At 71.9% G+C, this 15000-nt stretch carries 13 protein-coding genes; 8 read left to right on the top strand and 5 right to left on the bottom strand.

What is annotated here, in order from left to right; translation table 11 throughout:
* Nucleotides 1–37 precede the first annotated feature (37 nt).
* Nucleotides 38–994 carry an aliphatic sulfonate ABC transporter substrate-binding protein gene (locus AC3WSN_RS29350; protein WP_492542764.1) on the top strand — a complete coding sequence of 319 codons (957 nt, stop codon included), beginning with the start codon at nucleotides 38–40 and terminating at the stop codon, nucleotides 992–994.
* A 27-nt stretch (nucleotides 995–1021) separates the two neighbouring features.
* On the opposite strand, the gene AC3WSN_RS29345 is transcribed toward AC3WSN_RS29350, so the two are convergent.
* The 3 genes from AC3WSN_RS29345 to AC3WSN_RS29335 form a co-directional block, all read right to left on the bottom strand.
* The gene (locus AC3WSN_RS29345; protein ID WP_492542762.1) at nucleotides 1022–4186 is read right to left on the bottom strand and encodes an efflux RND transporter permease subunit; all 3165 of its coding nucleotides are present in this window, start codon (nucleotides 4184–4186) and stop codon (nucleotides 1022–1024) included.
* On the bottom strand, nucleotides 4179–5288 hold the full coding sequence (locus AC3WSN_RS29340) for an efflux RND transporter periplasmic adaptor subunit (RefSeq protein ID WP_192706693.1): 1110 nt from the start codon (nucleotides 5286–5288) through the stop codon (nucleotides 4179–4181). Before AC3WSN_RS29340 ends, AC3WSN_RS29345 begins: the two co-directional genes overlap by 8 nt.
* A 296-nt stretch (nucleotides 5289–5584) precedes the next feature.
* Nucleotides 5585–5980, bottom strand: a complete 396-nt coding sequence (locus AC3WSN_RS29335; RefSeq protein WP_192706692.1) for an exopolysaccharide production protein YjbE — start codon at nucleotides 5978–5980, stop codon at nucleotides 5585–5587.
* Nucleotides 5981–6382: 402 nt separating this feature from the next.
* Here AC3WSN_RS29335 and AC3WSN_RS29330 point away from each other — a divergent pair, with 402 nt between their 5' ends.
* From AC3WSN_RS29330 to AC3WSN_RS29315, 4 genes are all read left to right on the top strand, one after another.
* Entirely contained in the window at nucleotides 6383–7144 is a 762-nt protein-coding gene (locus AC3WSN_RS29330; RefSeq protein WP_192706691.1) for a 5-oxoprolinase subunit PxpA, read from the top strand.
* Nucleotides 7141–7875, top strand: a complete 735-nt coding sequence (locus AC3WSN_RS29325) for a 5-oxoprolinase subunit B family protein (RefSeq protein ID WP_492542760.1) — start codon at nucleotides 7141–7143, stop codon at nucleotides 7873–7875. The genes AC3WSN_RS29330 and AC3WSN_RS29325 overlap by 4 nt, the downstream gene beginning before the upstream one ends.
* Nucleotides 7875–8891, top strand: a complete 1017-nt coding sequence (locus tag AC3WSN_RS29320; protein ID WP_492542758.1) for a 5-oxoprolinase subunit C family protein — start codon at nucleotides 7875–7877, stop codon at nucleotides 8889–8891. The genes AC3WSN_RS29325 and AC3WSN_RS29320 overlap by 1 nt, the downstream gene beginning before the upstream one ends.
* A 107-nt stretch (nucleotides 8892–8998) precedes the next feature.
* On the top strand, nucleotides 8999–9787 hold the full coding sequence (locus AC3WSN_RS29315; RefSeq protein ID WP_192706688.1) for an aldolase: 789 nt from the start codon (nucleotides 8999–9001) through the stop codon (nucleotides 9785–9787).
* A gap of 5 nt (nucleotides 9788–9792) precedes the next feature.
* Here AC3WSN_RS29315 and AC3WSN_RS29310 read toward each other — a convergent pair whose 3' ends face one another.
* Entirely contained in the window at nucleotides 9793–11070 is a 1278-nt protein-coding gene (locus AC3WSN_RS29310; protein WP_492542755.1) for a lytic murein transglycosylase, read from the bottom strand.
* A 141-nt stretch (nucleotides 11071–11211) separates the two neighbouring features.
* Here AC3WSN_RS29310 and AC3WSN_RS29305 point away from each other — a divergent pair, with 141 nt between their 5' ends.
* From AC3WSN_RS29305 to AC3WSN_RS29295, 3 genes are all read left to right on the top strand, one after another.
* Nucleotides 11212–11706 carry an SRPBCC family protein gene (locus AC3WSN_RS29305; RefSeq protein ID WP_492542753.1) on the top strand — a complete coding sequence of 165 codons (495 nt, stop codon included), beginning with the start codon at nucleotides 11212–11214 and terminating at the stop codon, nucleotides 11704–11706.
* A 143-nt stretch (nucleotides 11707–11849) separates the two neighbouring features.
* On the top strand, nucleotides 11850–13262 hold the full coding sequence (gene pyk / locus AC3WSN_RS29300) for a pyruvate kinase (RefSeq protein ID WP_492542751.1): 1413 nt from the start codon (nucleotides 11850–11852) through the stop codon (nucleotides 13260–13262).
* A gap of 256 nt (nucleotides 13263–13518) precedes the next feature.
* Nucleotides 13519–13647, top strand: coding sequence for a TFIIS helical bundle-like domain containing protein (locus AC3WSN_RS29295; RefSeq protein WP_192706684.1), 129 nt, complete (start codon nucleotides 13519–13521; stop codon nucleotides 13645–13647).
* Nucleotides 13648–13698: 51 nt separating this feature from the next.
* Here the strand turns inward: AC3WSN_RS29295 and AC3WSN_RS29290 are convergent, their stop codons facing one another.
* On the bottom strand, nucleotides 13699–14886 hold the full coding sequence (locus tag AC3WSN_RS29290) for a patatin-like phospholipase family protein (protein WP_192706683.1): 1188 nt from the start codon (nucleotides 14884–14886) through the stop codon (nucleotides 13699–13701).
* Nucleotides 14887–15000: the final 114 nt, after the last annotated feature.

The raw sequence follows: 15000 nt of genomic DNA, 5'->3' as shown, positions 1-15000 counted from the left end.
CCACCGCCGCCCGGCGACCCGATCCATGGATGATTCGATGCCCGTCACGCGCCGTACCCTGCTCACCGGCCTCTCGGCCGCCGTCCTCGCCGGGCTGAGCCGCCCGGCCCGGGCCGCCGCCACGCTGCGCATCGGCTATCAGCGCTCCTCGACCCTGATCGCACTGCTGCGCCAGGACGGCGCCCTGGAGCGCGCCCTGGCCCCCCTCGGCACCGGCCTGTCCTGGCACGAATTCACCAGCGGGTTGCCGATCATGGAGGCGCTGAATGCCGGGCAGATCGACGTCTCGGCCGATGTCGCGGACACCGTCCCGATCTTCGCTCAGGCCGCTGCCGCCCGGATCACCTACATCGCCCAGGAGGCGCCCTCCCCCGAGGCCCAGGCGATCCTGGTGCCCGCCGAGTCCGCGGTGAAAGCGGTGGCCGACCTCAAGGGCCGGCGGGTCGCCGTGACCAAGGGGGCGGGCAGCCACTACCTGCTGCTCGCGGCGCTCGCGGAAGCCAAGCTCACCTTCAAGGACATCACGCCGGCCTATCTGACGCCGGCCGATGGACGCGCGGCGCTCGCCAGCGGCGGCGTCGAGGCCTGGGTCGCCTGGGATCCCTTCCTGTCCGCGGCCCGGCAGCAATCGGGCGCCCGGGTGCTGCGCGACGGGGCCGGATTGTCGCTCTACAAGCGCTACTACCTCGCGGCCGATCCCTACGTGGCCGCCAACGGCCCGGTGCTCGCCGCCCTGTTCGACCGGCTCGCCGAGACCGGGGCCTGGGTCAAGGCGAACCCGGCCGAGGCGGCCGCCCGTCTGGCGCCCCTCTGGAAGGTCGAGCCCGAGGTGATCGTGCGCGCCAACGCGCAGCGGAGCTACCGGGTCGAACCGGTCACCCGCGCTGGCCTCTCGGAGCAGCAGAAGATCGCCGACGCGTTCCGCGCCGAAGGATTGCTGCCCCGTGCCGTCGATGCCAGCGCTCTGGCCATCTGGACGCCGCCGGCGCGCTGATCCGCATCGCGTTAGACATCGGCGCGTTCAGAGAACCGGTGCCAGCTCCCGAGCCGCCGGCTCGACCTGCCGGAACCGCGCGAAGCGCAGGGCCATCACCGGCAGGATCAGCAGGTTCAGAACCGTCGAGGTGACGAGGCCGCCGAGGATTACCAGCGCCATCGGCCCCTCGATCTCGCGCCCGGGCTCCCCGGCGCCCAGCGCCAACGGCAGCAGGCCGAGGCCGGTGACCAGCGAGGTCATCAGGATCGGCACCATCCGGTCGGCCGCACCCTCGGCGGCGGTGGCGGCGTTCCAGGAACGGTGATCGCGCGTCACCATCTGCTCGTAATGGGCGATCATCATCACGCTGTTGCGCAGCGAGATCCCCGACAGGGTCACGAAGCCCACGACCGAGCCCAGCGACAGCACACCGCCCGTGAGCGCCGCCGCCGCCACGCCGCCCACGAAGGCGAAGGGCAGGTTGATCAGCACCAGCAGCAGGTTCGCCGCCGAGCCCGTAACGATGGCGAGCAGCACCACGATGCCGAACCCGGCGAGCGCCGCATGGAGCAGCAGGTCGCGCCGGGCGGCCGCCTGTGCTTCGGCAGCCCCCGAGAAGGTGACGTAGACGCCTTCGGGCAGCCGCACCTCCTTGGCGACCTTGCGCTTGGCCGCCGCCACGAAGCTCGCGATATCGCGCCCGACGACGTTGGCGGTCACCGCCTGGACCCTCTGCGCGCCCAGGTGCTGCACCTGGTACCGGCCGGCGCTCTCGTAAACGTCGGCCACCTGCGACAGGCGGACGTAGCGGCCACCGGGCGTCCGCAGCGGCAGGTCGCCCACCGCGCTGAGGCGCCCCCGCGCCTGGGCGTCGAGGATCACCAGCACGTTGAACACGGCGTTGCCGCGGTAGGTCTGCCCGACGACATCGCCCTGATAGGCGGTGCGGACCGCCTCCAGGACCTCGACCGGGTCGAGGCCCCAATGGCGTAGGTCCACCGGGCGCAGGGCGACGGTGACCTGAGGCAGGCCGGCGGGCGAGGCCTGCTGGACGTCGCGGGCGCCCTTCACCTCCGACAGTTCCTGGGCCACCGAGCGGGCGGCGGCCTCGATCCGGTCGAGGTCGCTGCCGACCACGTTGATCACGACCGGTGCGGTGAAGCCCGAGACCGTCTCCTCGATCCGCTCCGTCAGGAAGGTCTTGAGCGAGAAGGCCGCGCCGGGAAATCCCGCGATCAGCGCCCGGATCGCGGTCTCGACCGAGCGCTGGGCGGACCCGTCGAGGCCGGGCTGCAGATCGATGTGGATCTCGCTGTAATGTGGGCCGGCCGTGTCCTCGCCCGCCTCGGCCCGGCCGATCTGCGACGCCACCGCCCGCACGCCCGGGATCTGCTTCAGGTCCGCGGTGATGAGGGTGCCGAGCCGCTGCGATTCCTGCAGCGAGGTTCCGGGAATGGCCACCATGTGCAGGATCATGTGCCCCTCCCGGAGATCGGGGAGGAAGACCGCCCCGAGGCTCGGGAGGATGGCGGCACCGACGAGCGTCACCAGAAGGCTGCCGAGCATCGCGAGCCGCGGCACCCGGCCGACCAGGGCGAGCAGCCGGAGATAGGCCGCGCGGCTCCAGCGCACGACCGGCGGCTCCCGGAACGGCGCGGCCTCGCCACCCTTCAGCCGGCTGGCCAGCAGCAGCAGCGCCAGCGCGGGGGTGACGGTCAGCGCCACGAGGAGCGAGGCGACGACCGCCGCGATGTAGGCGAGCGCCAGAGGGCCGAACAGGCGTCCGGCGACCCCGTTGAGCGCCAGCACCGGCATGAACATCAGGAGCACCGCCAGGGTGGCGTAGGCCACCGAGGTGCGCACCTCCAGCATCGCGGAGAACACCACGCGCGCCGCCCCGCGGCCGGTGCCGCGGGCCGCTCGCAGCCGGCGGGCGACGTTCTCGACGCCGATCACCGCGTCGTCCACCACCTCGCCGATGGCCAGCGCCAGTCCGCCGAGCGTCATGGTGTTGAGGCTCTCGCCCCAGGCCTGGAGGGCCAGGGCGGCGGCGATGAGCGAGAGCGGGATCGCCGCCGCGCTGATCAGGGCGGCCCGCCAATCCGCCAGGAAGACGAGGAGCACGAGAACCACCAGCACCCCGCCGAGCGCCAGGGCCTGGAGGACGTTGCCGGTGGCGACGTCCACGAAGTTCGCCGGCCGGAACAGGTCGGGGCGCAGGCTCACGCCCTCGCGGTCGAGAACCGGGCGCAGCTCGTCCAGCGCCGCCTCCAGGCGGGCGGTCACCGCACGGGTGTCGACCCCGATCTGGGCGCCGACCATCAGCAGCACACCTGGCGTCCCGTCCACGAGGGCGCCGCTGATCGCGGGCTCGGGCGCGGCCGTGACGGTCGCGACGTCCGACAGGACCACGCTCGCCCCGCCGTCGTTGTGAAGGACGGTCCGTCCCAACGCCTCGGGCGTCAGCGACTGCCCCTCAGTCCGCAGCAGCACCCGCTGGTTCGGCGTGTCGACGAAGCCGGCGCCCCGGACCCCGGTCGCCTTGCGGGCCGCCGCCAGGACATCGTTGAGGCCGATCTGGTAGCGGATCAGGTCGTCCGGACGGATCTGGACCTGGAGCGACCGGACCGAACCGCCGTAGATCGACACCTGGGCGATGCCCGGGACGGCCTGCAGGCGGCGGCGCACGGTCCATTCCGCGACATGGCGCAGGTCCATGGCATCGCGCGTCTTCGAGGTCAGCCCGACGAGGAGCACCGTGAGCGTCGAGGAGGTCAGCGGGGTCATGGCAGGCGCCGCGACCCCGTCCGGCATGCGGCCCGCAAGGGCCGCCAGACGCTCGTTGACGCGCTGGCGCAACCGATCGACATCGCTGCCGGATCTGAATGCGGCGGTGATCACCGAGAGGCCCTGGATCGATGTCGAGCGCAGGGTCTCCAGGCCGGGCAGGCCGCCGACCGCGACCTCGACCGGCTGGGTCACCAGCACCTCGACCTGCTCCGAATCGAGGCCCGGCGCCTCGGTCTGGATCGTCACGATCGGCGGCGCGAATTCCGGGAAGACGTCGTAGCGGGCGCCGGCGAGGGCGTAGAGGCCGAAGACGATCACCGCGCAGGCCAGCGCCAGCACCACCCGCGGCAGCCGGACCGCGAAGCCGACGAGGAACGCCTGGGGGCCGCCGCGACCGGCAGCGGCGGGCGGCTCAGTCATCGTCGTCGCCCACGACCCGGATGCGGCTCTTCATCTCCTCGGAGAGCAGGGCCTGGCCGCCCTTCAGGACGATCTCGCTCGCCTCGGGCAGATCCTCCACCACGAAGGCATCCGCCGACATGGGCGCGTCCGGACGGATCGGATGCCGCACATAGGCCCCCTCGCCGGTGCCCCGGTACACCCAGGTGCCCCCCTCCCCGTGCACGACGGCATCCTCGGGCACGAGGACGCCGCGCACCGGGCGCGCGGCCGGCAGGAAGGCCATCGTGCTCGTACCTGGCAGGAGCCCGCTCTCGCCCGAGACGAGGTAGAAGAAGCTCTGGCCCTGGATGCGCGGATCCGTGCGGGTCGCGGGCGAGACGAGCCGCAGGGGCACCCGCTCGCTCTGCGGCGGCACCTCGGCAGACGCTTGCTTCGGCGGCTCCGGGAGGCTCTCGCCCGGCGGTAGCGTCACCTGGACCAGGAAATCCGCGCGCTCGATCAGCCGCGTGACCAGGGGCGAGCGCTCGATGATCGCCTTGCCGAGCACCGAGCCCCATTCCTGCCGGGCGGTGGCCGCGAGGGTGCGCACCTGCGATTCGGCCGCGGTCACGGCGGCCCGGTCGGTCAGAAGCGTGCCCTCGGCGGTCTCGATCTGCGCCACAGCCACCACCCCGGCCCCGAGGCTGCGCGCGCGTCGCGCGGCGCTGGCGGACACCTCGACCCGCGCCTGGGCGGTCTGAAGCGCCGCGACGGCCCCCGCGTAGCTGTTGGCGAGCTCGGTGATGCGGGCGAGATCGAGGACGCTGCCATACGCGGTCAGCTCCTGCTCGTGGCTCACCGAGGGCCGCGTCTCAGTGACGAGGCCGATCCGCTCGCGCTCGGCGGTAGAGAGCCGCACGACGGTGCGCCCGTCCTCGATCGCGGTACGCGGCGCGGGGAGCCGCGCCTCAGCAACGGCGTCTCCACGCAGGCCGGGGACAAGCGGTTCAAGCTGCTGCCGCAGGTCCGAGAGGATCGGAGCCGCGCGTGCACGGAGCAGCGCACCGGGCTCCGTGAAGGCGACGCACGCGGCTGCGAGCAGCAAGCCTCCGGCGAGCAGGAGCGTCCGCCGCTGACCCACGTCCCGTCCCTCCCCTGCGCCATTGCCGAATTTACCCGGCTCTAATGCCGAATACACCCGGATGCGCTGGGCTCAAACTGCGCCGCGCTGGGGCGGGGCAAGGATCCAGAGGAATGTCGCGGGTCTCTGCCCGCCGGTCACGATGCCGGACTGGGCCTGATTGTATCGCCTTCGCGTGACGGCGCCGGCACTGCGGCCACGGCGCGGATCTTTGTCGACGATGCTCGTAAAAGGGAAGGCCCGCCTCGCGCTGACGAGGCGGGCCTTCACCGATTTCCGAGCGTCTTGGCTGAGCTTTAGCAGTCGTTGCCCGACACCGGGGCCGTCTGGCTATTGGCGGCGGCGTTGTTCATCGCGCCAACAGTGCCAGGTGACGCCGGCTGCTGGCCGCCCGCAAGGTTGGCGGCAGCCGGATCGGTCGAGTTCGACTTGGCACCCGGGCTTGTCTTGGCGGTGTCAGCCGTCTGCGTGGCACCGGCGTTGTTCATGGCGCCGACAGTTCCGGGCGAGGCCGGCTGCTGACCACCGGCCAGGTTCTTGCTCGACTTGTCGACATCCGAGCTGCTGGGGTTGGATGACTGCTGGTCCGGCGTCTTCGACTTCGTCGTCCCGGTGTTGCAGGGCGCGGCGAGGGCAGGGCCGGCCGCGAGGGCGAAAAGCGCAACCGCGCTGGCCAGGCGTGAGACCTTCATCAAAACGTTCCTCCAGAGTTTTTCCTGGGATGTAATTGCCAGATCGACACGGGAGTTCCGTCAATAGTATCGGTATTTTGATGATGGACGGTCGAAAGCTCATGTCTTCCAGGCGCCGATCGGTGGGTGCGCTTTGCGAAACCGAAACTGTGCGACGCGGAGCGATGCGCAGGCTTGCGGCATCACGCCGACGGGCCGCGATACACGACCGGGGTCTTGCCGACCGCGAGCAGCGCGTGTCGGGCCGATCCGACGTCGGAGCTGGACGTCGGCCAGACAATGACCAGGCATCGACCTTGCAGACGGTGGAGGCCGGCGCGCGACTTCTGCTAGAGCACATCGGCGGGTGGGGTCGGATCGCGCTCCGAATGACGGAGCGGCACGGTTGAGGGAGCAAGTCCGGTGACGCGCGTGGACCTGAACTCCGATCTCGGCGAGGGCTTCGGCGCCTATGCCTGCGGCGACGACGCGGCGATCCTCGGGATCGTCACCTCGGCCAACGTCGCCTGCGGGCTGCATGCGGGCGACCCCGAGATCATGGCCCGGACCTTCGCGCTGGCGAAGGAGCGCGGCGTCGCCGTGGGCGCCCATCCGGGTTTCCCGGATCTCTGGGGCTTCGGTCGGCGGCGGATGCCGTTCAGCCCGCCCGAGATCGAGCGGCTGGTCGCCTATCAGGTCGGCGCCGCGCAGGCGCTCGCGGCCTATGCCGGTCACCGCATCACCTACGTGAAGGCGCACGGAGCGCTCGCCAACATCGCCGCCGAGGAGCGGCCGGTGGCCGACGCCATCGCCCGGGCGGTCCGGGCGGTGGACCGCGACCTCGCGCTGCTGGCCATCGCACTGACCGCCCAGGTGCCGGCGGGCGAAGCCTGCGGGCTGGAGGTCCATCAGGAGATCTTCGCCGACCGCGGCTACACGGAGGCCGGCCTGCTGATCCCGCGCGGCCAGCCCGGCGCTCTGATCACGGAGGCCGACGCGGCCGCCGACCGGGTCGTGCGCATGGTCGAGGCCGGCGCGATCATCACGGCGGCGGGCACGCATCTGCCGACACCGATCCGCTCGATCTGCGTCCACGGCGATTCCGACCATGCCGTCGCCACCGCCCGGGCGGTGCGCGCCCGGCTGGAGGGCGCAGGGGTGACGCTGGCGCCGTTCCGGCCGTGAGCGCGGTCTCGGACGAACCCCGGCTCCTCGATGCCGGCGAGGCGGCGCTGGTCGTCGAGTTCGGCACCACCGTCGATCCCGCGATCAGCGACCGGGTGCTGGCGCTTGACGACGCCCTCGGCGCGGATCCGCCGGAGGGGCTGCGGGAGCGCGTGCCGACCTACCGCTCGCTGATGCTGCACTACGACCCCCTGGTGCTCGACCGCGACACCCTCGCCGCCCGGGTGCGGACGCTCGCAGCGGGCGATGCCGCGCGGGCGGCGACGCCGACCCTGTGGACGCTGCCCTGCTGCTACGACGCCCCGCACGGCGAGGACATCGCCCAGGTGGCCGAGCGCACCGGCCTGTCGGCGGAGGCGGTCGTCTCGACCCATGCGGGGGCGACCTATAGGGTCTACATGTACGGGTTCGCGCCGGGCTTCGCGTATCTCGGCGGCCTTCCGACGACCCTGGCGGTGCCGCGGCGGGCGAGCCCGCGGCCGCCGCATCCGGCGAACGCCGTGGTGATCGGCGGCGGTCTCGCCGCGGTGGCGACCGTGCCGATGCCGACCGGATGGTACGTGATCGGCGCCACGCCGGCCCGCCTCTACGCGCCGGAGCGCGATCCGAGCTTCTTCGTCGGCGCCGGCGACCTGATCCGCTTCGAGGCGGTGGATGCCGCGGCCTTCGAGGCCCTGACCGCCCGGGAGGCGGCGGGCGAGCCGGTGGCGCGGCGCGGGGAGGCTCGCTGATGGCCGCCCTCGTCGTCGAGGCCGCCGGGCCCGGGATCACGCTGCAGGATGGCGGCCGGCACGGCTACCTGCGCTACGGGATCACGGCCGCGGGGCCGATGGATCCGCTGATCTACGCCACCGCCAACCGGGCGGCGGGCAATCCCCTGCACGCCGCCGCGATCGAGATCTCGACCGGTGGCGTGGCCGTCACCGCCGCGGACGGCGCCCTTGGGCTCGCGCTTGTCGTCCCGGGCTTCCGGGTCACGCTGGACGGCGCGGCGCTCCCCGACGCCGTCGCGCTGACCCTCGAACCCGGACAGAGGCTCGTCGTCCGGGCGGGCGACGCGGGCGCGTGGGGCTATCTGGCGGTGAGCGGCCACCTCGATGTGGCGCCGGTCCTCGGCTCGGTGGCCACCCACACGCGCTCAGGCCTCGGCGGTCTCGACGGCCGCGCGCTGGCCGCCGGCGACCGGCTGCCGATCCGCGAAGCCAGGCCCGGCGACGGTTCACCCCAGCGGCTCGTGACGCCCTGGCTCGACCGGGATCCGCGGGAGATCCGGGTCGTGCTCGGGCCGCAGGACGACTACTTCGCCGCCGATCAGATCGAGGCCTTCCTGGCCGGCCCCTGGACGGTCTCGCCGCGGGGCGACCGCATGGCCTGCTTCCTGGACGGCACGCCCCTGACACACGCCAAGGGTCACGACATCGTCTCCGACGGGGTCGCCATGGGGGCGATCCAGGTGCCCGGCAACGGCTTGCCGATCATCCTGATGGCCGACCGCCAGTCGACGGGCGGCTATCCGAAGATCGCCACCGTCATCGGCCCCGATCTTGGGCGCCTCGCGCAGATCCGCGGCGGGGCGCGGCTGTCGTTCCGGCGCGTCTCGGTGGCCGAGGCGGTGGCGGCCCGGCGGGCCGAGCGCGACGTCCTCGCCGAACCGGTGCGCCGGGAGCCGGTAGTGCGGACGGATTTCGCGTCCGACTTCCTGCTGGGGCTGAACCTCGTCGGCGGCGTCACCGACGGACGGCCCTGAACGCGCGGGGGACGCGCACGGCGTGCGCCGCCGCGATCAGGAGCGTAGAAGACCGCGCCGGCCGGGTCGCCGGCCGCAGATCCGAGAGAGCAGGAAGGTCGTCACGCATGGCTCACGCCGTCACCGCCTCGGGCACGCCACCCGCGCGCAGCAACGAGCCCCTGAACGCCGACAGCGTGCGCCGCGCCCGCATCGACCTGGCCGCGTGCCTGCGCTGGGCCGCGCGCAACGGGCTCGAGGAAGGCATCTGCAACCACTTCTCGGCGGTGCTGCCGGAGCGGCCGGACCTGTTCCTGGTCAATCCCTACGGGCTCGCCTTCGCGGAGGTGACGGCGTCGAGCCTGCTGCTGTGCGACTTCCACGGCAATGTCGTCGAAGGGGATGGCCAGCCGGAGGCGACCGCCTTCCACATCCATGCCGAGCTGCACCGGCTGAAGCCGCGCGCCCGGGCCGCCTTCCACACGCACATGCCCTACGCCACGGCGCTCGCCATGCTGGAGGGCGAGCCCCTGATGTGGGCCGGCCAGACGGCCCTGCGCTTCTACGGCCGCATCGCGGTGGACGAGGATTACAACGGGCTGGCGCTGGACTCGTCCGAGGGCCAGCGGATCGCGATGAGCGCCGGCGAGGCGGATGTGGTGTTCCTGAAGAACCACGGCGTGATGGTGCTCGGCGAGAGCATCGCGGAGGCCTGGGACGACCTCTACTACCTGGAGCGGGCCGCACAGGCCCAGATCCTCGCCATGAGCACCGGGCGCGCCGTCAAGGTCGTGCCCGAGGCGATCGTCCGGCACGTGGCGGCCCAGGAGGCGGCCGGGCGCGCCGAGAGCGCACGGCTGCACCTGGAGAGCGTCAAGCGCGTCCTCGCCCGGGACGAGCCGGCCTTCCTCGCCTGACCGGCTCAGGGCGCCGCGCGGATCCGGTCGAGCAGCGGCGCGTCGGCATAGCCGTCCGGCGGCAAGCCGACCGAGCCCTGGAACGCGCGGAGCGCGGCGCGGGTCTTCGGCCCGATCTTGCCGTCGACGCCCCCGGTAGCAAAGCCACGCTCGATCAGGCGGGTCTGGAGGTCGCGGCGCTCGTCCGCAGTGAGGGCCCGGTCGCCCCGCGGCCAGTCACGGGCGAGCGCCGGATCGCCGCGAAGGCGGTCCGACAGGAGCGCCACCGTGAGCGCGTAGGACAGGGCGGTGTTGTAGCGCAGGATCACCGCGAAGTTCGGCTGGATCAGGAAGGCCGGGCCGCGGATCCCCGCGGGCAGGATCAGGGTCGCCTGGGCGTCGTCCGGCATCGGACGGCCGTGGGCCGGAATCACGCCCAGCGCCCGCCATGCCGCGACGCTGCGGGCGGTGGTCTCGTCGGCGAGCGCGGCGTCGAAGCGTTCCGGCAGCACCGCCTCGGTGCCCCAGCCGTCTCCGGGTTTCCAGCCGTGGACCCGGAGGTAGTTGGCCGTGGACGCCAGGGCGTCGGGCACAGACGTCCAGATGTCGCGCTTGCCGTCGCCGTCGAAATCGACCGCGTCACGCTGGTAGACGGAGGGCATGAACTGGGTGTGGCCCATGGCGCCGGCCCAGGATCCGGTCAGCCCGCCGGGCATCCGGTCCAGGGGCGCCTGGTTCCAGGCCAGGATCTGAAGCGCGGCCGCGAGCTCGTCGCGCCAGTACGGGGCGCGGGCGGCATCGCCGCAGCCGAGCGTCGCGAGGGAACGGACCACGGGCTTCACGATCGCCGGATTGTCGAGCACGGCCCCGTAGCTCGACTCGACGCCCCAGAAGGCCACGAGGATATGGCGGTCGACGCCGTACTTCGCCTCAATGGCCGCCAGGGTGTCGGCGTGCTCGGCGAGCTTGCGCTGGCCGGCTTCGATGCGGGCCGGCGTCACGCTGGCTTCGATGTAATCCCAGATCGGCCTGACGAACTCGCCCTGGCTTGCGGTCGCGGCAAGCACGTCCGGATCGGGGGTGAGGTTGCCGAGCTGCGCCTCCGCGAGACTCTGCGGCACGGCCCGCGCCGTCGCCCAGGCGATCAGCTCGGTCCGGCAGGTCTCGAAGGGTTGCGGTGAGGCGGTCGGAGGCGACCCCATCTCCGCGACGGCGAGAGCCGGCGCGAGCACGCAGGCGGTGACCGCGAGGCGGACCGAGCCGCGCCGCTTCGCGTGCCGGATCTGCGCGTTGCTGTGATCCATGGGGTCTCCGGTGGCCCAAAGCCGTGTCTGTCTGCCAGCATAGCTGCCAAGGCAGAGCGACTTCCAGGCGCGGGCCTGCACCGCGACGGACGCACGCTGCGCCCTACATCGATCCGGCGTGGCCCGACGGAGAGGGAAACCGTGAAGCGCATTGCCTGCACGGTGCTCGGCGCGACGCTGCTCGTCGCCGAGCCCGCCCATGCCCTGGAAGTCTCCCGGAGCCGCGACATCCCGGTGCGGCCGGACGCGGTCTGGGCCCTCATCGGGGATTTCTGCGCCATCCAGCTCTGGCACCCGCAGGTGCAGCGCTGCGTCCTGTCGAACGACGACGACGATGACGGCATCCGCGCGCAGATCCGCGGCCTCGTGGTGAAGGGCGGCCTGGGCACGATCGTCGAGGTCGAGACCGCCCGGGACGAGGCCGGCATGAGCTACAGCTACAGCTTCATCCAAGGCCCGCTGCCGGTGCGCGCCTACAACGCGACGCTGGCGGTTCGCCCGAACGGGACCGGCGCGACGGTGATCTGGAGCGCGACCTTCGATGCGGACGGCATGAGCGATGCCGAGGCCGTCGCTGACATCACCGGCGTCTTCGATGCCGGGCTTGCCGGGATCGCTCGCGAGACGGCACGGTGAGTTCCGTCCGGATCGCGGCCTGGCGTGAAAAATGCCGCCCCCGCCCCTCGCCGCAGCATCGTCGAGGACCGATGTGAGCGGCGTCGGCGCGACCGCTCGGCCGGCGCGACACCCCCGAGGCAGCCTCAGGAGCCCGAGACCGCATGCGCCGTCACCGTCACGCCAAGATCGTCGCCACCGTGGGCCCAGCCAGCTCGTCGCCGGACCGGTTGCACGCCCTGTTCCTCGCCGGGGTCGACACCTTCCGGCTCAACTTCAGCCACGGCGTCCAGGAGGATCACGCCAAGGTCCATGCCGCGATCCGCGCCCTCGAGAAGGAGGTCGGCCGACCGATCGGCATCCTGCAGGACCTCCAGGGTCCGAAGATCCGGATCGGCACGCTGCAGGGCGGCCGCTTGGACCTTGAGGCCGGCGAGACGGTGCGCTTCGTCCTGGAGGGCGGCGAGGGCGACAAGCAGGCGATCCCGCTGCACCACCCCGAGATCTTCGACGCTGTGGTGCCGGGCCAGGAATTGCTGATCGACGACGGACGGGTGCGGGTCCGGGTGACCGGACCGGATCGGACCGCCATCACCGCTGAGGTCCTCACCGGCGGGCCGATCTCGAACCGGAAGGGCGTCAACCTGCCGGGCACGCTGCTGGACCTGTCGCCGCTCACCGAGAAGGACCGGGCCGATCTCGCCTTCGGCCTCGATCTCGGCGTCGACTGGATCGCGCTGTCCTTCGTCCAGAAACCCTCGGACGTCATCGAGGCACGGGGGATCATCGGCGACCGCGCCGGCATCATGTCGAAGATCGAGAAGCCGCAGGCGCTTGAGCGGATCGACGACATCATCCGCCTCTCGGATGCCGTGATGGTCGCCCGCGGCGATCTCGGTGTCGAGATCCCGCACGAGGACGTCCCGGCCCGGCAGAAGGAGCTGATCCGCGCCTGCCGACTCGCTGTGAAGCCGGTGGTCGTCGCCACCCAGATGCTGGATTCCATGGTCAGCGCGCCGGCACCGACCCGGGCTGAGGCGTCCGACGTTGCCACCGCCATCTACGACGGCGCGGATGCCGTGATGCTGTCGGCGGAATCGGCCACCGGCCGCTATCCTGTGGAGGCCGTGTCGATGATGGACCGGATCATCCGGAGCGTGGAGGGGCACAAGCTCTACCACTCGATCGTGGCGGCGTCCGAGCCCGGCGAGGAGGAGACCCCGCCCCACGCCGTAGCGACCGCCACGGCCGACCTCGCGGAAGCCGTGCACGCGGCCGCCATCGTCGCCTACACGGCAAGTGGGACGACGGCCGCGCGGGTCGCGCGCAAGCGTCCAGCCGCCTCGATCCTGGCCTTGACCCCGAACCTCGCCACCTCGCGCCGGTTGAGTCTGCTCTGGGGCGCGCACAGCGTGCTGACGGAGGATGTCGATTCCTACGAGGAGATGACCACCAAGGCCTGCCACCACGCGCAGGACGAGGGTTTCGCCAAGCCGAACGACGTCATCGTGGTCACCGCCGGCATCCCGTTCCACACCGCCGGCAACACCAACAACATCCGCCTGATGCAGATCTGATCCGGGTCCGGGTGATCACCTCGGCCACACCGTCCTTGCGAGCGGAGCGAAGCACGCCAGCAGCGCCAAACCCGAAAGGGTCGCGCCGCACTGGGTCACTTCGCTGCGCTCGTGATGACGGCGAGGACCCGCCCGGAGGCTTCACTGGTCATCGCACGAGGCGCGCATCGGTACGGCTGCCGGTGGAACGCGGTCGCCGGGTCACCCGTTGAATCCAAAGCTGCGCCGTTTTGGCGCGAAACCAGAGGGCCGACCCATGAACCTGATCGGACGTCTCGTCACCAAGCTTCTCGGCAACGAGAATCGCCCCATCGATCGCGACGACCGGAACGCCAGCACGGCGACGCCGATCGGCCGCCTCGTCACGAAGATCCTGGGCAAGTAACCCAGTCCGCCGCCGCGCGCCCGGGAGGCGCGCGGCGCGCGATGGGCGGGGTCAATTCGCGAGCGCGCTGGTGGTCGCCTTCACGACCGGCGCCGCCGGCACCGTGTGCTGCCAGAAGGTGCCGCTCCGGCCCTTCTCCAACCCCTCCTCGTAGAGGGCGCGCATGTAGGCGGTGTCGAACCCCTTGGCGGCCGACGCCTTCGGGCCGTTCTCGTCGATGTAGGTCAGGTTGAAGCCGATGCCGTTGTTGCGTGCCAGGGCGTAGGTCGCCGTGAGCGTCGCCCGCGAGCGCGCCCGGCTCGCCGTGGTGAAGGAGCGCTCGACGATCGAGAGCGTGTTGTCCTTGGTGACCTCGAAGTCCGGCTCCAGGCGGCCGTTGATCACCACGTAGATCTCGGCCTTGCCGCCGGTGCGGATGCGGCCGTCGCGCAGCAGCAGCGTCTGCGGCAGCGTGAAGACCGGCGTGACCACCGAGCCGTCGACGTGCATCTCCTGGAAGCGGGCATCGCCGGCCGAGACGTCGATGAATTGCGGCGGGAAGACCGCCGGGATGCTGGCCGAGGCGGCCAGCACGTCGCGGAACAGCTCCCGGGCATTGGGCACGCCGCTCGCCGCGATCGCGCCCATGTTCCAGATCACCGCGCGCTGCGAGTCGAGATTGGTCGTCACCACGAGCAGGCGCCGGCCCTTCGCGTGCTCCTCGGCGACCGCCCGGATCAGGTCGGGCGTCACGTAGCGGTCGATTAGGCTGCGCAGGCGCCCGTCGCCGAACAGGCCCGAGCCGAACAGCACGTTGGCGAGGTTGGGCGAGGCCACGAGCTCGCCCGCGACCCCGCTCGTATAGAACTCGGTCAGGTACGGGTCGTAGGCCGAGCCCAGGAACGCGAAGGGCGCGATCAGCGCGCCGGTCGAGACGCCGGAGACCAGGGTGAATTCCGGCCGCTTGCCGGAGGCGGTCCAGCCGTTCAGCACGCCCGCCCCGTAGGCGCCGTCGCCGCCGCCGCCCGAGAGCGCGAGATAGGTGAAGCCGGCGGAGCGCCGCTGCGGATTGGCCGCGAGTTCCGCGATCGTCTGAACCGAGGCGTCGGCGAAGACGCGCGCGCCCGGGATGCCGGGCACGCTGGCGAAGGCGGCCTGCTCGGCCGTGTAGGGCGCGCGCGGGACGCTCCCGCAGGCCGCGACCTGAGCCGCCAGCCCGAGCGCGAGCAGCGCGCGCAGGCGTCTCTGACGGAAACCCATCGTCCTGACCTCAATCCGTGAAACCCGAGCCACTGTGCCATACGGAACGAGCTTGGCCGTATCCGGCGTTCCGCCTTCGCTGGCTCAGAGGCACGATATGGCCGCGCTGTTGCC

This window comes from Methylobacterium sp. FW102-HT35C08, from assembly GCF_058790235.1.
Note: the sequence above shows the minus strand (reverse complement) of the source record. Positions and strands in the feature narration are given on the sequence as shown.